This is a genomic window from bacterium (assembly GCA_021372615.1).
Classification (GTDB): domain Bacteria; phylum Armatimonadota; class Zipacnadia; order Zipacnadales; family UBA11051; genus JAJFUB01.
On the sequence record JAJFUB010000019.1, the window covers coordinates 88062 to 108049 of the forward strand.

The 19988-nt window shown below is 69.4% G+C and carries 11 protein-coding genes; 2 read left to right on the top strand and 9 right to left on the bottom strand.

All coding sequences use genetic code 11. The features are described from left to right. Positions 1-68 precede the first annotated feature (68 nt). Positions 69-1820 (top strand): hypothetical protein, encoded by a 1752-nt coding sequence (locus tag LLH23_02840; protein MCE5237409.1) that lies wholly within the window; start codon positions 69-71, stop codon positions 1818-1820. Between the two features lie 67 nt (positions 1821-1887). Further along, the gene (locus LLH23_02845) at positions 1888-3342 is read left to right on the top strand and encodes a hypothetical protein (protein MCE5237410.1); all 1455 of its coding nucleotides are present in this window, start codon (positions 1888-1890) and stop codon (positions 3340-3342) included. A gap of 81 nt (positions 3343-3423) precedes the next feature. Here LLH23_02845 and LLH23_02850 read toward each other — a convergent pair whose 3' ends face one another. The 9 genes from LLH23_02850 to LLH23_02890 form a co-directional block, all read right to left on the bottom strand. Continuing rightward, complete coding sequence (locus LLH23_02850; protein ID MCE5237411.1) at positions 3424-4782, bottom strand: hypothetical protein; 1359 nt, start codon at positions 4780-4782, stop codon at positions 3424-3426. Positions 4783-4910: 128 nt separating this feature from the next. Then, entirely contained in the window at positions 4911-5903 is a 993-nt protein-coding gene (locus LLH23_02855) for an ornithine cyclodeaminase family protein (protein MCE5237412.1), read from the bottom strand. A gap of 272 nt (positions 5904-6175) precedes the next feature. After that, a complete protein-coding gene (locus LLH23_02860) occupies positions 6176-7069 on the bottom strand; it encodes a glycyl-radical enzyme activating protein (GenBank protein ID MCE5237413.1) in 894 nt (297 codons plus the stop codon). Further along, positions 7069-9129, bottom strand: coding sequence for a hypothetical protein (locus LLH23_02865; GenBank protein ID MCE5237414.1), 2061 nt, complete (start codon positions 9127-9129; stop codon positions 7069-7071). The genes LLH23_02860 and LLH23_02865 overlap by 1 nt, the downstream gene beginning before the upstream one ends. Then, positions 9122-10126 carry an NAD-dependent epimerase/dehydratase family protein gene (locus LLH23_02870; GenBank protein ID MCE5237415.1) on the bottom strand — a complete coding sequence of 335 codons (1005 nt, stop codon included), beginning with the start codon at positions 10124-10126 and terminating at the stop codon, positions 9122-9124. The genes LLH23_02865 and LLH23_02870 overlap by 8 nt, the downstream gene beginning before the upstream one ends. Next, a complete protein-coding gene (locus tag LLH23_02875) occupies positions 10123-11133 on the bottom strand; it encodes a Gfo/Idh/MocA family oxidoreductase (GenBank protein ID MCE5237416.1) in 1011 nt (336 codons plus the stop codon). The genes LLH23_02870 and LLH23_02875 overlap by 4 nt, the downstream gene beginning before the upstream one ends. 47 nt (positions 11134-11180) lie before the next feature. Further along, entirely contained in the window at positions 11181-13433 is a 2253-nt protein-coding gene (locus tag LLH23_02880; protein MCE5237417.1) for a hypothetical protein, read from the bottom strand. A 25-nt stretch (positions 13434-13458) separates the two neighbouring features. After that, positions 13459-17352 carry a hypothetical protein gene (locus LLH23_02885; GenBank protein MCE5237418.1) on the bottom strand — a complete coding sequence of 1298 codons (3894 nt, stop codon included), beginning with the start codon at positions 17350-17352 and terminating at the stop codon, positions 13459-13461. Between the two features lie 39 nt (positions 17353-17391). Then, complete coding sequence (locus LLH23_02890; GenBank protein ID MCE5237419.1) at positions 17392-19968, bottom strand: hypothetical protein; 2577 nt, start codon at positions 19966-19968, stop codon at positions 17392-17394. Positions 19969-19988: the final 20 nt, after the last annotated feature.

The window sequence follows — 19988 nt, forward strand, 5'->3', positions numbered from 1 at the left end:
CCGCGCCCTGCCTCGCGCGTGGCGCGGACGACACGACAGAACGCACAGACGAACAGACAGGTGAGACCATGGCAGCAGGAAACCGCAGTGCACTCGTCGTTCTGGACAGCCGCCAGACCGCCGCGCGCCTCGGGGCGGATCAGACCATCTTCGCCGCTCTCGATCACTTCGGGATCGCGTGCGAAGTGCTGGACGGCGGGGACTACATGGGCGCGATCCCGGCGTACATCGCCCCGCGCGCGCTCTATGTCATCGCCCATGACGGCGCAGCCGGCTGGCTGAAGCCCGAGGTGGCCGTGCAGATCGCCGAGGCCGTGGCGCAGGGCGCGGGGCTGGTGAGCTTCGACCGGTGGCCCCAGGACTGGCCCGCGCCCCTGCGGGAGCTGTTGCCGGCCGACCTGGGCGACGCGCGCACGGGCTTGCTGCGCTTCGGCCCGGAGGCTTCGTTTGTCACCTTCGGCCACGAGGCAGGGGAGGAGATCGAGCTGGGGGAGGAGATCGCGGCCCTCGCCCTGCCCGCCGGGGCGCCGTGGCAGACCCTCGCCACCGACGCCGCCGACCGGCCCGTGATCGCCTGCGGCCAGGCCGGGCAGGGGCGCATCGTCCTCTTCGGTACCGGCAACGAACTCTACGCCGAGGGCGTCTACGGCCATGTGCGTGGGATTGACGGGCTCATGTGGCGCTCGCTGGTGTGGGCCGCCGCGAAGCCCTTCCCCATGCGCTGCGTCCCGCCGTATGTCACCGCCCGTATGGATGACTGCAACGGCACCTACAACGCCTTCGACTACGTGCGGGTGATGAACCGCTATGGCATCGGCCCGAACCTGGGGCTGTTCACCGACGAGATGGGGCCGACCGACTGGGCGGCCGCCAAGCGGCTACACGACGCTGGTGGCGCGGACTTCTCGATGCACGCCTTCCGCGATGACTTCTACATGGCCCGGCCCGACTACAAGCCCTACGCGGTGCTGGCCGACAAGCCTGACCTGTCCTGTGGCGGCACGCAGACGCTGTTCGAGGGGCTGTCGCTGGATCACAACACCGGCCTGGACCTGCCGGTCGAGACCATCCGGCGCAGCTTCCGCCGCATGGACGAGGCCTTCGCGCAGGCCGGCATCCGCCACAGCCGCGTCCTCAACGCACACTTCGGCGAGGTGGGCTGGCCGGCGGTGCCGCTGTTCCTGGAGCGCGGGGTGGACATGCCCTGCAACAACTCGGCTCTCGGGCAGCTCTACAGCAACCAGCCGGTGTGGCGCCCCCGGCCCTACGGCATTCGGGGCCGCACCGGGCGCCATGGCCTGACCATTGACCGCTGCCCGCAACACCCCGGCATGACCTTCATCGCCATGAGCGTCTCGCACGTGGGCAAGACGCACATGACCACCGACATTCTCAGCGGCCGGGTGCCGTTCATCGGCGAGTCGGACACGCCCAAGCTGGCCGAGGCCTCGGCCGCCGGGGTCGCGAACATCAAGCTGGGTCTGGACGCCCTGGCCTACGGCCTGCTGTTCACCCACGAGGAGCGCATCAACGCCATCAGCTTGGACGACTGGGAGACGGTCGTCACCGCAATCGTCGCGGGACTGGGCGGCTGGGATGTGCAGTACGCCGAACGGGAGCATGTCGGCATCATCTGCAAGCGGCTGCTAGACTCCCGGCTGGTGCGGGCCAACATGACCGACCAGGGCCTGCAGTGCGAGCTGTGCGGGCAGACCGACGGCCCCTCCCCGCTGACGATCTGGGAGAACGAGGGGGACGGCTGCACCCGGCGGGTGGTGGAAGTGGACACGATAGACGGGTACGCAGCTACGCTGATATAGCACCGGCAGACGCGTAGGCGGGTCCGTCTCCGAACCCGCACTCCAATGGAACCGAGGCAGACGGCACATGAGCACCAAGATCCGGATCGGTTGGTCACAGCAGGACATCACCCCCCATCGGCCGGTGTCACTGCGCGGGCAGTTCAACCTGCGCATCGCCACGCGGGTGCAGGACCCGCTCACGGTGACAGCCCTGGCCGTGGAGAGCGGTGACGCAGGCGTCATCATCGCCTCCATGGACTTCTGCGCGGTGGACGAGGAGGTGCTGACGAAGGCACGGGCGGCCGTGGCGGAGCGCCTGCCGGGCTTCGACGCGCGGCGGCTGCTGGTCAGCGCCACCCACACCCACACCGCGCCCTTCGGCGGCCAGCAGGCGGGGCTGCAGCGGGATCTTGAATACGTTGCGGCACTCAAGCAGCGCTATCCCGACTACCTGTCCGTGGATGAGTACAGCGCGTTCCTGGTTGAGCAACTGGCGACCGCCGCTTGCGAGGCCTGGGAGCGGCGCGCCGAGGGTTACGTGGGCTGGGGCTACTCCCACGCGGTCATCGGCGAGAACCGGCGCGTGCGCTACTTCGATGACCGCGCGGTGATGTACGGCAGTACCAGCGCGGCGGACTTCTCCCACATCGAGGGCCACGTGGACCACAGCGTCAACCTGCTGTGCACCTACGACGCCGCGCAGAACCTGACGGGTGTGCTGATCAACGTGGCCTGCCCCTCGCAGGCCAGCGAGAGCGGGCAGGACTTCATCTCGGCCGACTTCTGGCACGACGTGCGTGAGGCAGTGCGCCGCCGGCATGGCGCGGGGCTGTTCGTCCTGCCGCAGTGCTCCGCCGCCGGCGACCAGAGCCCCCACCGGCTGATCGCCAAGGCCGCCGAGAACCGCATGTTGCAGCTCAAGTACGGCGGCGGGGTCGAGCGCCCGCTCAACGCCGCGCTGCGCGCAGACATCGGCCGCCGCCTCGCCGACGCGGTGGATGACGCCGAGCCCGCCCTCCGCAAAGACCTGCGCGACGAGCTGGTCGTCAAGCACGAGCACAAGACCCTCGCCCTGAAGCACTGGGACTTGAGCGCCGAGGAGTACGCCACGCTGCAGACGCAGATGGCCGAGGCGCAGCAGCGTCTGGCGGAGCTGGGCGACGCCGACCCGCTGGGCGGGGAGGTGACGTCCCTGCGCTCGCGCGTGGCCTGGTGCAAGCGCGCGGCCGATCGCTATGAGCACCCGCTGACCAGCGTGCCCAGCGAGGTGAACGTCCTGCGTCTGGGCGACATCGCCTTTGTGACCGCGGGGTTCGAGTACTACCTCGACTATGGCGACCGCATCAAGGGCCGCTCGCCGGCAGTGCAGACCTTTGTGGTACAGCTTGCCTCCGGCGGCACATACCTGCCGACTGACCGGGCGGCAGCGGGCTTAAGCTACGGGGCCATCCCCGCGAGCTGCAAGGTCTCGCCGACCGGCGGGCAGCAGATAGTGGACGAGGCCGTCGCGATCCTGGAGGGGATGTTCGCGGCGGAGTAGGGGGCTGCGGACAGCTTGGAGCGCGGCTCTCCCGAGCCGCAGGTACATGGCCTGCGGCTCGGGAGAGCCGCGCTCCAACGGCTACAGCTCGGTGATCATCTCCGTCGTCTGCTCCGCGGCGCGCTCCAGCGTGCCGGGCGGGAGCTTCCCCCACGCTTCATAGCCACCCCGCTGCGCCGCGCTCAGCGTCGGCAGATAGCCGCACTCGTCGTTGCACTCGTGGGCGACGACCACCAGTCGCGGGTGGGCCTTGAGCTTCACCTCAAGCTGCGCCTCGACGAACGGCTCGCCGGGCCAGCCGACCACCACCAGCTCACCGAGGCGCAGGACCTGGATCTCGAAGTCGTAGTTCGGGTTGGCCGCCAGCTTGTGGAGCTTGTCCAGGTCGCGCAGGGCGAAGACCCACTCCCAGGCGATGCTGGCCCTGGCCTCGTCGCGCCAGATCGGCTCGGGGTGCTCGGCGACCATGCGGCGCGCCGCCTCGGCCGCCTCAGGCGGCGGCTGGTTCCAGGGCACCGGCATGAGGCGACTGACGGCCTGCAGCGGCAGTGCCTCGATGGGGCGCAGCTTGCCCAGCAGCACGTCGGCGGTCTGCCCCAGGCGCCGCAGCATGAGCAGCAGGTTGGTGCGCCCGTCGTAGTCGAGGCTGGTGTGATCGTTGGGGCTGATGTTCCCGCAGGCGCCATTGAGGCAGCCCACGACGCAGTCCCCGCCCAGCTTTCGGGCCACGCCCTCGCTCCACAGCCCCGGCCAGTCGGCCGAGATGTAACGGTGCGGGTAGCCGTGCGTGGGGTGGCAGGTGTAGTGCAGCAGGCAGGCGATCGGTCTGCCCTCGTCGCTCTCGAACAGCGTCAGCGAGGCCTCCGGGTCCACCGGCCCCTCGACGTGCAGTACGTCTTCGTTGCAGTACCCCGGATGGGTCTTGGCGGTGCCGTCGCGCATGATGAAGCGGCGGTTGAAGGCACAGCGCCCCTCGAGCATGCGGGCATAGCGGGCGGTGGCCGGAGCCATGGCGTCACGCGCCTGCGCCACCCCGTCCAGGACGGCCCGGAAGAACAGCTCATTGTAGGCGGGGGTCTCGCCGCGCACCCACCACAGGTCCGGGGTCAGGAGGCCCTCGGGGTCGTCGAACATCCCGCCCACGCGGGCCGCCGAGTGTGACTGGACGCAGTGGATGACGACGGCCTCGGGCGTCGTGTCGAGAGCCTCGGCGATGCGGGCGCGCAAGTTCCGCGAATGGTTCTGGCTGATGCAGGCCATGTCGCAGGCGACCAGGCAGGCCGTCACGCCGCCGGACCGGAAGACGAAGATGCGCGCATAGAGCCGGTCGCGGATCTGCTCCACGGGCCGGTAGCGCCCGATGTCGCCGGAGATCTGCGTGCCGTAGTCCGGCGTGATGTCCGCCCTGGCCGCCCCGACGAGCAAGCGTTCAACTGCCATAGGAGCCCCTCCATCGTGTCGTGTCCCGCAAGTCCCTGCGGTTCCGCAGTAGCGCGGGCGGCCCGCCCGCGCGGGCAGGCGAGCCGCCTGCCCTACTGGGTTAGCGAGTCTCTCAGGCAGACGCGAGCCTAGTCGTGCCGCAGGCAGACGCGATGCCCGCGCCCCGCGGCCACAGCCCGGCGGTAAACCTGCCCGGCGATGTACACATCATGCGCGCCCAGGCCGACGAGGACCGCCAGGATGCGCTCCTGCGGGCTCGTGCGTCCGGGCTTCACCCCGGCGGCGACGCAGCCCAGCTCGGCCGCGACATCGGCCTCCGAGAGCCGTCCGGCCTCGACCAGGGGCTTGAGCTCCCCGCGGTGCTCCGCCTGCCCCCAACAGTCCACGATGATCTTGTCCGCCCCCAGGATGAGGTCGTCCTCGGCCTGCTGGTAGGAGCCCATGCCCAGCGTGAGACACCCCTTGGCGATCCACTCCGCCTTGACGAAGGGCTGCTGGGCCGTGGTGAGCAGGACCACGACGTCGGCCCCCTCGACCGCCGCCCGCACCGTCGGGGCCGCGCTGACCGGCACACCGTACTGCTCCTGCAGATCGCGGCAGAAGGCCTCGCGCCGGTCTGCCGAGAGGTCGGCCACCACCAGGCTGGCCTGCGGGAACACGGTTTGCAGGCAGACGGCGGCCGTCCGGCCCTGGGTGCCGGCGCCGACCATCGCGATCCTTGCCGTTCCCTCGCGGGCCAGGTACTTGGCGGCGATGGCCGCCGAGGCTCCGGTGCGCCAGTCGGAGATGTGGTTCCCGTCCATGAGCGCCAGCGCGTGCCCGGTCTCGGGGTCGGTCAGCACGACGATCCCCATGATGTACGGCAGGCCCCGGGCCGGGTTGTCGCCATAGCCGCCGACCCACTTCAGCCCGCCGACGTTGTCGGTGGCCATGTAGGCGGGCATGGCGTTAGCCCACGACGGATGGCCGCTGCGCGACATGTCCAGGTTGACCTTCGGCGGCATGACGACATTGCCGCGCCCCCATTCCTGGAAGACGGTGTCCACCATGCCGACGACTTCCTCGTGCGGCAATAGCGCGGTCACGTCCTGATCCGACAGAATGATCGTCTCTCTACTCACAGTGATGGCTCCTGGTTGGTGTGCGGCACATCATTTCCCGTAGGGCAGGCGGCCTCGCCTGCCCGGCCCCGGGGGCGCGGGCGGGGCCGCCCGCGCTACTGGTGCAACGGTGCCGCGCGCCGTCTCGCCTGCCCGGCCCCGGGGGCGCGGGCAGGGCCGCCCGCGCTACTGATGAAATGGCGAGCTGGCCAACCGAATCGCAAGCTGGCGGGTGTCGCGTCGTGCGCGACGGGCCCCGCCAGCACCCCTGGCGTGGACCCCACAGGCGGACGCTACGCCAGGACCGTCAGGCCGTGCTGCCGCAAGATGTCTGCCAGGCGGGCGATGGTGGGGGCGTCGGGCAGGGGGACATCAGGCATGGTGTCCGGGTGGCCCACCGTCTCGTACTTCGACCGGGCCAGGTGGTAGGGCAACAGGCGTACCCCCACGAGGTTCGGCAGGCCGCTGAGCAGTTCCGCGATGCCGGTGAAGCTCGCCTCGTCGGCGTTGAAGCCAGGGATCGTCGGAATGCGGACCTCAATCGGCACGCCGCACCCGGCCAGCTTCCGCAGGTTGTCGAGGATCCCGGCCACGGGGCTGCCGGTGTGCTGCTGGTGGTGGCGGTCGTCGGTGTGCTTGACATCGAGCAGGAACAGGTCGGTCACGGGCACGACCGTGGCAAAGGCCTCCCAGTCCACCGCGCCGGAGGTGTCCACGGCGCAGTGGATGCCCTCGGCGCGCAGAAGCCTGAAGACCTCCGCGCAGAACGCCGCCTGCCACAACGGCTCTCCGCCCGACATCGTGCAGCCTCCGCCGGAGGTGGCGTAGAAGGTGCGGTCCTCCAGCACCGCCGCCGCCACGTCATCGGCTGACATCTCCTGGCCAAACATCTCCAGCGCACCGAGCAGGCAGGCGGCCACGCACTGACCGCAGACCGTGCACACCTCGCGGTTGAAGGTGTGCTCGCCGTCGCGAAGGATGTGCGCCCCGGTCGGGCAGACCTCGGCGCACTTGCCGCAGCCGACGCACTTGCGGCGGGCGAAGCCGATCTCGGGCGTGGGGGAGACGCTCTCGGGGTTGTGGCACCAGCGGCACTGCAGGGGGCAACCCTTCAGGAAAACAGTCGTCCGCAGGCCCGGCCCGTCGTGGACGCACAGGCGCTTGAGGTCCAGCACCATCCCCCGCATCACGCGACCTCCGCCTTGGTGATGAACATCTCCTGCTCCTCGGGGCCGAGGTCCACGAACCGCACGTTCCAGCCGCACAGCCGCACCTGAAGATTAGCGTAGCGCTCGGGATGCTGCTGGGCGTCGCGCAGCAAGTCGGCGTCAAAGATGTTGAACTGCAGGGCCATGCCGCCCTGGGCGAAGTGGCTGCGGATGACCGAACAGATCGTCCGGATGCCCTCGGGTCCGCGGGCGACGCTCGGGTGAAGCATGATGTCCAGCACCGTGCCGTTGGGGAACTGGGCCAGGTCCACCCGCGTGACGGAGTTGATGAGCGAGGTGACGCCGTCCTGGTCCATGCCGATGGTCGCGCCGGTGTTGATGGTCAGCGGCTCCCCGGCCAGGTGGCCGTCGGGCAGCGCCCCGGTCTGCCGGCCGTACGAGCGGACGGTGTCTATGATCCCGTAGAGCGCGGCCTGGAAGACCCCGCCCCGGGCGTTGGGCTCGTGGTTGATGCGCCGCCCCAGGAAGTCCGTGATCCGCACGGCCAGGTCATCCACGGCGGGGTCATTGTTGCCCCACTTGGGGACGCGGTGTTGAGCGGTCAAGCGCAGCTCCTCATGGCCTTCCCAGTTGGCCGCCAGCGCCGCGCGCAGCTCCTCCAGCGTACAGCGCCGCTCCTCGTAGACAAGCTGCTTGATGACCGCGAGGGAGTCCACGGCATTGGCCAGACCGGGGCAGCAGCAGCCGCTGGTGTTGTAGGCCGCGCCGCCCTCGGAGACATCCCGGCCGCTCGCGAAGCACGAGTCCATGGCGCCCGACAGCAGGGGCGAGGGGCTCACCCGCGCCCAGAGCCGCTCGTCGCGGCGGACGCGGTCCGCCGCCTTCGTGAAGTGCGCGTCCAGCGTGTCCAGGTACGCCGCCATGAAGTCCTCGAAGGCGGCGTAGTCGCTGCCCGCCATCAGCATCTCGACGGGCTTGGCCAGGTTCAGGCTGCACGCCCCCGAGCAGTTCAGCTCGCGGCCCATGACCGCCGGCTCATAGCAGCCGATGAGGATGTACTCGTCGGCATCGGCCAGGGCCTTGCCGTTGTCGCACAGCATGGCGACCTGGGCGGTGTCGTTGACCGCCACAATGCCGGTACAGCCGGCCTGGATGCAGCCGACCACGTGCTCGAGCAGGTCCTGGGGCGTGCGCGGCCCCAGCCGGAAGTGGAGCTTCGGGTCCACGATCTGGATCTCGCGATAGACCTCGAAGGCCAGGTACGACAGTTCGTTGGCCTCCGGGCCGAACAGGAACGGCTTGCCGTACATCTTGCCCTGCGTCCGGGCGAAGAACTTGACCCAGAAGTACTTGAGCAGCTCCTTGGCCTGGTCGCGGGTGAAGCGGCCGGACTGCAAGTCGCCGACGAGGAAGTCGTTGTAGAGCTGGTCGAAGCGGCCCATGGAGCGGACCGAGTAGCCGTTCTCCATCTCCTGCAACTCGTGGTGCAGGTACCCCAGTTGCAGGGCCTCGTGGAAGGTCTGCGGGGGGCGCTGCGTGAGGGCCTCCAGCACTGGCCGGGCCGGAGCGTCCGCAGGCAGTGCGTCCGCCAGGCGCCGGGCCAGGATGATCGCGCCCTCGTAGACGAGGGCCACCGCTTCGTAGAAGACGCCCTTCCGCGCGGCGGCGCGGTCGCGCAGGCCGGTCCAGCCATGCCGCAGGAGGCTCCGCCAGTCCGGGCAGGTGTGCCCCGTGTCGAGCTGGCCCGTCCAGGCGCCCGGCACAGCGGGTGGGTCGCCCGCGAACTCCCGCGCCTCCTCCTCGCGCCGCCACTCTTCCCGCAGCGCCACGAGCAGGTTGTGGTGCTCCAGCTTGTCGGCGAAGTAGTCGTCCGGCTCCACGGCCAGCCGTGCCCGCGAGCACAGCAGGTGGAAGAGCCAGGCGCGCGTCAGGAGGCGGGGCTCGTCGGGATGCGCGGCGCGATGCCGGGCCAACTCCGCGACCAGCTCCTCCTTGGAGAGCCCCGAGGCCGGGTCGAACCGGGCGTCGAGGTACTGGCGCTCAAGCTGTGGGCGTGCCTCATCGAAGGGCTTAGGCATGGGTTTTCTCCGCGATCTCATCCATCTTGTGGTCGAAGGCCTCATCCACGACCTGGAACTCCGGGTGGTCATAGTAGAACTGGATCGTGCGCTGGATCCCTTCGGCAAAGTGGGTGGTGCAGACGAACTCCGGGACCGCCGCCCGGATCTTGCTGCTGTCATACACCCCGTTGCGCGAGAAGGAGATGAGCTTCTCGCCGAAGTCCCCGCCCAGCTCGAACCCCAGATCATGCGCTGGAACATAGCACAGGTTCGGCGGGCGGCCCAGCGCGTCGCCCACCATCTGGGCGACACGGTTCCAAGTGTAGCACTCATCGGAGGTAATGTGGTAGGCCTCTCCGCACGCCGCCGGGTTGCCGCACAGGCCGACGAAGGCCTTGGCGAAGTCCTCGGTGTGGGTCACGGTGCACAGCGCGGTGCCGTCATCGTGCATCAACAGGGGCCGGCCCTGCAAGATGCGCCGGGCAATGGTCCAGGAGTACTGCTGGTGGTTCGGCCCCACGGGGTGCAGGATGCGGAGCCTGTTGTAGGTGAAGGCCGGGCGGACGATGGTGTAGTCCAGGCCGGTGGCCTCGTGCTCGGCCTGCAACCGGCGCTCGCACAGGATCTTGTTGCGCCCGTATGACCACAGCGTGTTGCCGACCATCGTGTGTGCTTCGGTGATGATCTCGCGGTCGGTGCGAGTGCGGTAGACGGCGCCCGAGGAGACGAAGATGTACTGGCCGCAGCGCCCGCGGAAGACCTCCAGATTGCGTTCCAGGGCGTCCACGCCATAGGTCAGGAAGTCCGCCACCACGTCGAAGGTCAGATCCCCGATCTGGGCGCGGACCTCGTCGGGCTTGCCGATGTCGGCCTGCAGGCAGTGCGTCGCGGCAGGGACGAACTGCGGGCGGCTGCCCCGGTTCAGCACGTACAGCTCAAGGTCGCTGCGCTGCGCCGCCAGCGCGGCGATGTCGCCGCTAAGGCACCCGGTGCCGCCCAACAGCAGGACTCTCATGATGGTTCCTCCCACAGCACCGGTTCCACGCGGCCGCTCGCCAGCGAGCGGAAGACGGCGTCGGTGATGACTTCCGTCTTGACGGCGCTCTCGAGCACGCACACCGGCGGGCGCCCCGTCAGCAGGGCCTGCACGTAGTCTTCGATCATCGGCAGGTGCCAGTTCTCGTCCGTATGGGCGGGGAACTCCTGCGTCCCGGCGCCGGCGAGCTTGACGACCGGCCCATTGCCATGCGGGGGCCAGGCCGGCCAGTAGATGCGCCCCTGTGTGCCGAACAGCTCGAACTCATGCCGCGTGCCCGGCGATGTGCAGTTGAAGAGGATCGTGAACATCGCGCCGCCGGGGAACTTCAGGACGACGGTGGCGATCTCCTCCACGTCGTTCATCACTTCGGGGTGCAGAATGCTGCCCTGCGCCACGACCTCCGACGGCATCCCCAGGAAGTTGTGGGCGATGTCAATCAGATAATAGCCCAGCTCCTTGATGCGGCTGAGGCCCGACGCCTGGCAGACATGGGCCTTCGCCGGGTTGTAGAACGGGGTGGAGTAGATGGCCCAGCCACCGGTCAGCTCCCCGATCTCGCCCCGGGCCAGCAGCGCCTCGGTCAGCTTCACCTGCTCGGACAGGCGGCGGTAGTTGGAGCAACTGGTCACGCGGTCCGAGCGCCGAGCCGCCGCCAGCAGGCGCAGACATTCCGCCCCGTTGAGCCCCAGCGGCTTCTCGCACAGCAGGTGCTTGCCCGCCGCGAGCACGGCCAGACTCAGCTCAATGTGCGTGGTCTGCGGGGTCGCGATGTACACGGCCTCGGCCGCGCACTCGGCCAGGGCGACGGCGGGATCGGTGTAGACCGTCGCGACGCCGAGCTGCGCGGCCACGGCGGCGGCGCGCTCCGGGCTCAGGTCGCACACCGCGACGAGTTCGGAGTTCTCAGTCTTCACCAGGGCGGGGCCGACCCGCCGGCTGGCGATGTCACCGGCCCCGATGAGAAGCCATGTCACCTTGTCCATTGCCTCGCTACCGCTCCCGCTGCCGAAAGGTTGAGCCTCGGCGCGCCTCAGGGGCGCACCTCCAGCCTGACTGCGCCGACGTACATCGTCGTCTTGCTGCTGTTCGGGCCGAACTCCACGGTCTGAATGCGGTGGATGTCCGGGTGGGTGAAGGGCAAGCCCTGGGCCGTCTTCCCCTCGACCGTCAGGTCGAACGTGCTGTGCAGCAGGTCGGCCTGGATGACCACCTGCTGCCAGGTGTCCGGCCTGATCGTCAGCCCCGCGATGGGCTGCTCCTTCTCGCTGTCATAGTAGCTCACCAGGCCCTTGGGCGAGAAGCGCACATGGAAGGCCCGGGCGCGGAAGACGTCGGGCTGGGAGTCAAAGGCATCAATGTCCACGAGATAGGCATTGGTGGAGGGGACACAGACCCGGGCCGAGAGGGTGAGACTGCCGTTGGTCATGTCGGCCACATCCGCTGGGCTGAGCACCAGCCAGAGACACCCGCCCTCATTCCGCTTCTCGTCCCGGCGGACGAGACTGAGATAGTGGGTCGTCCCGCGTTTGCCGCTGCCGGGCGGGTCGTCGCACAGCACCTGCACCCGGTCCGGCGCGCCCTCGGTGACATGCCACGCGGCGCCCTCCGGCCGCGTCGGCGGGTCCAGGTCGTCCGGTGTCGGGCTCACCCCGGCCGGGGCGGCGGCGAAGTCGTCATCCAGCGCCACGAAGGGCTGGCGGCTCGCATTCTTGCGCGGGATGAGGCCGGCGGCCTTCGGCAGCGGCGGATCGGGGGCGTAGGGCACGAACTGCAGGGAGTACAGATCGGCATCCTTGAGCACGAAGCGCAGGCGCACCGGCTTGCCCGCCAGCGGCCGCAGGTCGCCCCCCACCTGCGCCCAGCGCACGATGTACTGCAGGTGGTCGCCGTAGATCGGCGGGCAGTCCTCCAGCGCGTACCCTTTCAGGGGCTGGCCGGCCTCGTCCTGTACCTCAACCTGCACCGACCCGGCGCCGGAGGTCTCGAAGTTGAGCGCGAGATTGCCGCCCGCGAAGCGCAGCGGCTTGGTCACGATCTCCCCGCCCGACATCGGCGCGCACGCCGAGACGAAGCCGTCCATGCGGATCGTGTAGCGCCGCACGTTCATGCTTGTGCCTTCCCAGTAGCCCTCGGTGGCGAACAGGGACAGCTCGTTGGGGGCATCGGCCAGCGACGAGGGGGTCTCCAGCATGCCCCAGAACACGAAGTTGTCGCCATAGACCCAACTGTCGTGCCGGCGCGGCCCCGGCCGGATGAAGGCCTCCGGCCAGCGGCGGAAGGTCTTGCCGTCGCGACTGCTCATGAACACCGCATCGGTGACAGCGGTGCCATAGCGCGCGCTGCCGGCGGAGGCCCGGGCCAGGCGCTCGGGCAGCCCCGGCAGGAGGGTCACCGGCTCGGACCACCCGCGGTCCGTGTAGCGCATCGGGAACCCCAGGAAGATATGCGGGGCCCGGTAGTAGGGCTGGATCTGGTTGGTGTAGAGGTGCTCGGGCGTGACGCCGGGGTATTCGAGCCACTCCGGCGCCGGGAAGGGGGCCGTGAGCGTCCTGGCGGCGGCGGTCATGATGCCCCGCACGCCGTCCTTGAAGCCACGGTGGTACTCGCGGTACTCCTGCCGCACGGGGTCCCAGAACAGCAGGTTCTGCGAGTCGAACGCTCCCTCGGTCACGAGCGGCTCTTTGCTCAGCGGAGTGAAGTGAACACCGTCACCGGACTTGAGGACATAGAGCCCCGTCTTGGGCTTGCCGCCCAGAATGATGATCTTGATGCGCTCCTCGGGCGGACAGGCGGGGTTCTGATCCAGCACCACGGCTGTGTGGGCCGGGTCGCCCCCGACTGCGGCCGCCAGCTCGGGCGTGAGGACGATGTTGTTGTCCTTGGAGCCCTTGAACTCGACGACCCCGAGGTTCGGCCGCTCCCAGTGCAGGCCGTCCTTGCTCAGCGCCAGGCACAGGTTCCACGGGTGGTTCTCGAGCGCCAGCGTCGCCGGGCCGCCGGTGTTGTACTGCAGCCCCCGGTAGTACATGCGGTACACGTCGCCATCCTTGAACACCGACTGGTACGCGCTGGCATTGCCTTCCCAGGGAGCGTCGGTGGTGAAGACGACCTCACGCCGCTCGGGGCGGTGAAGCTGCAGTTGCGCGGCGCCCGTGAAGCCCTGGATCAGATAGTCGTCCACGAGCAACTCCAGGCGCGAGCCGATGTCAGTCGGCTCCGGCGCCGGCCAGGCAGTGGCCGCCAGGCCGACAGCCAGCAGGACGGCCAGCATGGTCCTCATCATCGGTCATCCCTCCTGGGCACGCCAGTCATTTCACTGCGAAGCTCCCGGTGGCCTCCGCGCCGTCCCACAGGCTCCGGGCGCGGAGGGTCCACTTCCCGGCGGGGGCGTTGACTGGCAGGCGGAAGCGACGGCGGCAGGTGGCATCCTCGGTGCAGGTCAGGGCCGAGAAGGCCTGCAGCTTGCGCCCGTCCGGGGTCGTGACGGATACGTCCAGCAGGTAGTTGCCGCGGATGCTCTTGCCGCCCACGATCAGGCCATAGGCCACCTCCGCCCCGCGGCTGTAGGAGGCGCCGAGGCCTTCGAGGCGCAGGCCCTGCGGGTCCGAGGGAAACAGCCCCAGTACCCGCGTGCCGCCCCACGGGCACTTCAGCATCAGCGTGTGCTTCGGCCCGGGCTTGAGGCGCTCGCCGGTGACCATGTCGCGCACGACGCCACCCGCCTGTAGATACGGCAGCGTCACCTGGGTTGTCTCGAGCTTGCTCTCGTGGTTGATGAGCAGCAGCAGCGTCGTGCCCTGCGCCGTCTGGCGCAGCGCCGCCTCGATGCCGGGCGTGCTGGACGTCACGTTGGCCGGGCAGCCGGCGGCAGCGTTGCGGAGCAGGTCGAGAATGGCGTCGGCTGCCCCGTCCGCGTTCTGGCGCACGAGGGCGTCGAGGTAGCAGTCCTTGAGCTGGAAGTTCAGCAGCGTCGCCCGACCCTTGCCGCACGGGCTGTTGTAGACCAGGGCCGTCTGGCCCTGCTGCTGGTAGCTCCGCCGGCCGGGCAGTTGCGCCTTGGTGCCGGGAATGGTGACAGGCACATCGGCGATGTCCGCATCGCCCGTGACGCCGAAGACGGGCTCGAAGACCCCGAGCGGCTGCTTGCCCTCATCCTGGGAGGGCACCTCATCGGCGATCAGCAGGCCGCCCCGCTGCACCCACGCGCGGATCGCCTCAGCCTCCTGGCGCTTGAGCAGATGGATGTCGCACAGGACCAGCACCCGGTAGTTGTCCAGGCCGCCCTTCGCGATCTGCTCCTCGTGCAGGCAGTCCAGCTCGCCATAGGCCTGCCGGAAAGCTTCCAGGGCCACCATCACGTTCCAGTATTCCTCCTGCAGCAGAACATGCTGGGTGCGCGGGAAGAGGAACGCGGCCTTGGCCCGGGGGACAGCACTGCGGGTCAGCAAGGGCGCGAGGGACTTGACCTCGCTCATCGTGCTCCGGTACGTCTCCCACCACGCCGGGTCCTCGGGGAGGCCCCAGAAGGTGTTCAGGTAGTCGCAGCCGGCCGCGACGGAGGTGTAGGTCAACTCGCGCGGCGACCAGGGATACCGGCGACCGGGCGCCTCGGGGCCCAGGTTCGTCCCCCAGCCCGCCTCGACCCAGAAGCCCAGCTTCTTGTGATAGGTGTAGGCCAGGTTGCGCATCTGCGCGAACGCCATGTGCATGCCGGCGATACGCGGCAGGCGGTTCTCCTGGAACTTGCCGCTGCGGAAGTCTGTGGACAGGTAGGGGTAGATGTCGTAGTTTACCGAGTCAAACGGCGCTCCCCAGTGGAACACATCGTCCACGGCCCAGAAGCCCTTGAAGTTGCGCCCGGCCGCGCCGAAGGTGCAGTGCGAATCGTGCGTCAGCTCCACCCAGAAGTCCGCGTCCAGCTCCTTGACCAGCGCGTAGCCCTGCCGCCAGTCTGCCGCGAAGCAGTCACTCCAGAAGTCCACGTACTTCAGCCACAGGGCCGGGTCGGCCATGGCCTGCTCGCGGGTGGGCATCTCGATCCCGTAGCGGCGCTTGAACTCCGCCTGCGCGGGCGGGCGGTTGTCGCAGGTCTGACCGCTGACCTGGAAGGGCTCATCCATGTAGCCCTGCACGTTGAGCAGGCGCGGGACCTGCTTGCACGTAGCGATGGCGGCCTCTATGCGGGGGCGGAGCGCCTCCTTGTACTCGGGGGAGAAGACCGATACCGGCGGCAGGCCGTCCCGCCGCAGCAGTGAGAAGTCGCCCTGGAAGGAGTAGCTGACCGCCATGCCCTTCTGCTGGGCGAGGTCCTCGGCCACGTCATAGGGTGAGCCGGGCTTGGCGCCCAGGCGACGGGCGCTGAAGGTGAGCGTGTTGAACCCGTGGGCGATGATGTCGTCAATCTCGCGCGCGATGGCCGCCGGGTCCGACGTCCGCAGCGGCGACAGGCGCATGGTGGTGGGGTAGAAGTCCCTGAGGTCCAGCCGGGGCACGACCGTGAAGGGCGCCCCGAAGCTGTCGGCAACCTGGCCGCCGGCCAGCAGCGTCACCACGAGACGGTAGTCGCCCTCCATCAGGTCGGGGATGGGGACGGCCCAGGTGTAGACGCCCTCCTTCACCGTCGGTTCGGGCACAGGCTGCTCGCGCCCCCAGGGGTCCACCACGGCGGCCTTGAGCGTCTTGCCCTCGGTCAGCAGGCCCTTCAGGTCGCCCTGCACCTGCAGCGTCATTCCCTGCGCCACCACGTGACGGTTGCCGGGCAGCGAGAGCGGGTTGGTAACTTCGCAGACCAGGCTGCGATGGAAGACCGGCTGGCCCGCCGTGTCGGTGGCGGCCAGGTCCAGTTGCCACGGCCCGTCTGCGTCGGCGCTCCGGGTCTGGGCACCGGTCCACGCGGCCTGGAGCGCTTGCCCCGCGTGCAGCGGGTACGTGCCGACGACCGTGGCCTGCGCGTTGTGAGTGACGGTCGCCGTCAGCGTGCCGTCTACCGTCGGGGTGACGCCATCGAGGGCATAGCTCAGTTGCACGCCGCCGCCCCGGCGTAGCGTCGGGGGCGGGTACACTGGTCGCGCGACGGTCAGCCCTTCCGTCTGCCGGCCCAGCCACAGGATCGCCGTGGCCAGCAGGTCATCGCTCAGGTCGCCGGTGAGCAGGCCGCTGCCCGGGAGCGCGTCCATGAGCACTACGCGGCCCTGCCCGTACTCGCTGCACAGCACCAGCGGGCGCCCGCCGGCGGCGACGACGGTCGTGGCCCCCGACCGGGGGAGGACGCCGCGCAGATGATGCGCCGTGCCGAAGCGATCCGTGAGGGCGTTGGTGATCGGGTGGGGCGTCGGGAACGTCACTGGGCCCTCCACATCCACGCCCCGGTCATAGATGTGCGTGTGCTGGGCCATTGGCTTGATGTCGGCGGCCGGTCGCCAGGCGGAGTCGTCGTAGTCCACGGCCGCCCAATTGGGCTCCTCGGGGATGTGGAACTTCCAGGCCTTGCCGCTGACGATGAGCTGCTTCGTGCCGTCCTCGTACTCCAGACCGATCTGGGCGAAGAAGCCGCCCGGCCCGTCTACGTTGCGGGCCTTGAAGGCCACGGTGTTCTTGCCCTGGCGCAGCTTCGCGCCGAGGTCCCACAGCTCGTTGTCGAACCAGCTCCAGTGGTACCCGATCTGCTCGCCGTTGAGGTAGACCCAGTACAGGTTGTCCGCGGTGCAGCGCACGAAGGCGCGCTTGACGGGCTTGGTGATCTCGAAGCTGCGGCGGATGTAGCGGATGTGGTCGTCGGACTCGCCCGGCTGCGTGCCGATCCACATCCAGTTGCCGGAGTCATCGGGGAAGAGGTCGGCGGCGATGGCATCGGCCGGTGCGGCCGCGCCGAGTGCCCGCCACAGCGGCGCGGTCGCTGGCAGCGAATCCGGCAACCCGGCGATCAGCACGCCACCGCCCTGGCTCACGAAGCCCTCCAGCGCCTTGTCGCCGGCGGGCAGCTTGCTCAGGTCCGAGGCGCCATCCAGCACGACGACGCCCGGGGGAATCGGGAGCGCCTCGCCTGCCGGGAGCGTCTGGACGCGACCGTGCAGGTCCGTCAGCGCCTGCGCCATCGGCAGCCCCGACGAGCCGCCGGTGAGGTCCACGATGCGGATGGTGTCGGCTCGGGCGCCCCCGGTCAGCAGCGCCAGGAGCGAAACGGTAGTCAGCGTGGCACGCACGATGCAACCCTCCGGTGTGGGTCAGATTGGCGCGGCGTCTCAGTGCGCATAGGTGAGGATCAAGTCAATCCAGGTGATGCTGAGCGGCTCGGCGGTGGTCTGCGCCGGGCGCGTGTACACCAGGCGAAGATCATTGGGCCCCAGGCGCCACCAGGCCGCGTCGGCGGGCAGCCTGTGCTCCCCGCGACGCCACCACTCGGCCTCGAAGATGTAGGCCTGGTCCCGGGCAGTGCGCGGGTCCACGGTCTGGGCGCCGCGCCGGGCCTGCTCGGACTCGGCGTCGCCCGAGATCGTCAGCGGGCCCTGCCCGTTGACGGTCAGTTCCAGGCGCTCCCCGGTCTCCAGCGGCCGGCAGTAGATGACCACCTCGGCCTTGGCAGTGTAGCCCCGGCGCTGCATCCCGGGAATGTCGTCCCCCAGGCGCAGGCCCACGGTACACTCGCCCCGCTGCCCGCCCGCCGCGTCCGTCATGGCGAAGGGCTTGGCGCGCAGGGCGATGGGGTCCACCATATAGTGCTTGTCGGCGGTGAGGACCTGCTCCGGGTCGGCCAGGTCGTTGAGCCACGGCATGTGGCGCCACTGGTCCTCGGAGAAGCCAAGCTGGAGGCCATCCGCCCCGGCACGGTGGAACAGGAGCGCCTGGGCGAAGTACATGCCCTTCGTCTTGGGCTTGTCATAGCGGCGACGGCCCGTGGCCTCGTCGCCGGGGCGCTGGTCGGTGTCCACGAAGCCGAGCGCCTGCCACTCGGTCGGGTAGACCTTGACGCCCGTCTCGGCCCCCAGCTTGACGAAGTCCTCCACGCGGATGTCGAAGTAGTCGCCGGGGCGCAGGTGGGTGGGGACGATGATGTCCACCAGGTGCTCGCGCAGCCATGTCGGCCAGTCCAGGCCCAACTCCGCATACCCATACGCCGGCACGCGGACCATCATGTCCAGATGCTTCCCCCGGCGGGCGCCGAACTCGTCCAGCAGTTGCCGCACCTCGCGCAGGAAGCTGGTCATGGTTGCGGGGTCCGGCTGCTCAAAGAACGGGGGGTAGACGGCGAGGTCGAGTTCCAGGCCGTCGGCCTCGGCCTCCAGCGCCTCGCGGAAGATCGCGAGCTTGAAGGCCCGCACCTCGGGATGCTTGAAGTCCAGCAGCACGCGGCCGGGGATGCGGTACTCCGGGTGCTCCTTGTTCAGGCGGCCCACGAAGGCCACCCACATCCAGTTGTCGGCGGCGGCAGGGCCGTACTCGTGGTTCATCTCCAGACGGGCCAGGAGCTTGAGCCCCACGGCGTGGGCGCGCTCCACCGCCATCCGCAGCGGGCCGGGGCCCTCGCGGATCAGCCCCATCACGTTCTCATGGACCCACAGGTCGCCCTCGCGCAGCAGCCCCCGCTGCCGCTCGTCGAGGCCCTCGCCGAAGACCTCGCCTACCTTCGTCTCGTAGCAGAAGACGCTGCCCGGCCCCAGGCCCCATACGAGGAGGCCGGCATTGCTGCCGGCCAGCGGGTCCACGTAGCGCTCCTCCAGCGTGCGCCGCGTGAACGGGGGGCGGGTGTAAAAGGGGCTGAAGCCATCGTGGCGATAGGCCAGGTCCAGCTTGCGCAGCGGCTGCTTGCTCCAGTCCACCGGCGGCGCCTCCGGCGCGAGCCCCAGCGCCCGCTGGGCTGTGCGCACATAGCGTTCGTTGATCGTGAACAGCCCCAGGGCCTTCGCTTCGGCGTAGGGGCGCTGGCCGTAGTGATAGCGCGTCGCATCGGCCAGGCTGTAGTTCTCCAGTCCGTTGACCTCCAACGGGCTGAAGTACATCGTCTCGCACTTGCGCGCCCGCAGGTCCCAGCCCCACTGTGCGCTGGCGTCGGCCCGGACGGCCGGGCTCTGCTGCCCCACGAGTGCCGGGTTGCGCCACAGCTCGCGCAGCGAGGCCAGGTGGCCGTCGGGCTTGACGAAGTACATCCCGCAGCGCGGGTCCATGTACGCCCAGCCGCCCTCGACGTAGATCTCGGTGGTGATGTGCCCGCCGAGGATGTGCATGACCAGCCGCCCGGGAAGGCCCGCGACCTCACACAGCGCCACGTGCAGGCGGCTGAGCGTCTCGCAGAGGATCTCCGGCTTGGCGACCATCTGCTCCTCGGTGCCGCCGTAGACATAGCGGGTGAAGTCCGCGTCCGGGGCCTGCCGGCGCAGGTCGCGGCAGAAGCGCATGAGCGCCAGGGCGCGTTCGCGGTCGGTGCGGCAGCCGGCGGTGAGGCGGCCGACCAGGGCATCGAGTTCGGGCCGGTCGCCACGCCGGTAGCGGGGTGTCAGCGGGGTGAACTCGGTGTAAAGGACCGCCTCGGTCTGCGGGCAGAGGATCACCAGTTCGTCGCGAAGCTGGGCCTCCACGTTGGGCCCGTAGTTGATCCCGAGTTGCTCCTGGTTGAGGCGATAGGCCTCGGCCCGGTCGTCGCCCACGAGGCGGTCGGCGGCGGCCCGGCCGGTGTACGGGGCCAGGTCGGCCACGGAATGCGCGCGCGGCCCGCGATAGAGCTTCTCCTGTGCCCGGGTCCAGGCGTCATCCGCGAGGGCGTCGGTGCTGGTCAGCAGGCACAACACGACGCCCGCGACCAGCCAGGGCGCGAAACAGTCCATGGTAGCATTCTCCCCTGTTG

Coding starts and splice junctions, on each gene's coding strand:
- LLH23_02860 (MCE5237413.1), bottom strand. CDS start 7,069: ATGCGGGGGATGGTGCTGGACCTCAAGCGCCTGTGCGTCCACGACGGG.
- LLH23_02865 (MCE5237414.1), bottom strand. CDS start 9,129: ATGCCTAAGCCCTTCGATGAGGCACGCCCACAGCTTGAGCGCCAGTAC.
- LLH23_02875 (MCE5237416.1), bottom strand. CDS start 11,133: ATGGACAAGGTGACATGGCTTCTCATCGGGGCCGGTGACATCGCCAGC.
- LLH23_02850 (MCE5237411.1), bottom strand. CDS start 4,782: ATGGCAGTTGAACGCTTGCTCGTCGGGGCGGCCAGGGCGGACATCACG.
- LLH23_02880 (MCE5237417.1), bottom strand. CDS start 13,433: ATGATGAGGACCATGCTGGCCGTCCTGCTGGCTGTCGGCCTGGCGGCC.
- LLH23_02840 (MCE5237409.1), top strand. CDS start 69: ATGGCAGCAGGAAACCGCAGTGCACTCGTCGTTCTGGACAGCCGCCAG.
- LLH23_02870 (MCE5237415.1), bottom strand. CDS start 10,126: ATGAGAGTCCTGCTGTTGGGCGGCACCGGGTGCCTTAGCGGCGACATC.
- LLH23_02845 (MCE5237410.1), top strand. CDS start 1,888: ATGAGCACCAAGATCCGGATCGGTTGGTCACAGCAGGACATCACCCCC.
- LLH23_02890 (MCE5237419.1), bottom strand. CDS start 19,968: ATGGACTGTTTCGCGCCCTGGCTGGTCGCGGGCGTCGTGTTGTGCCTG.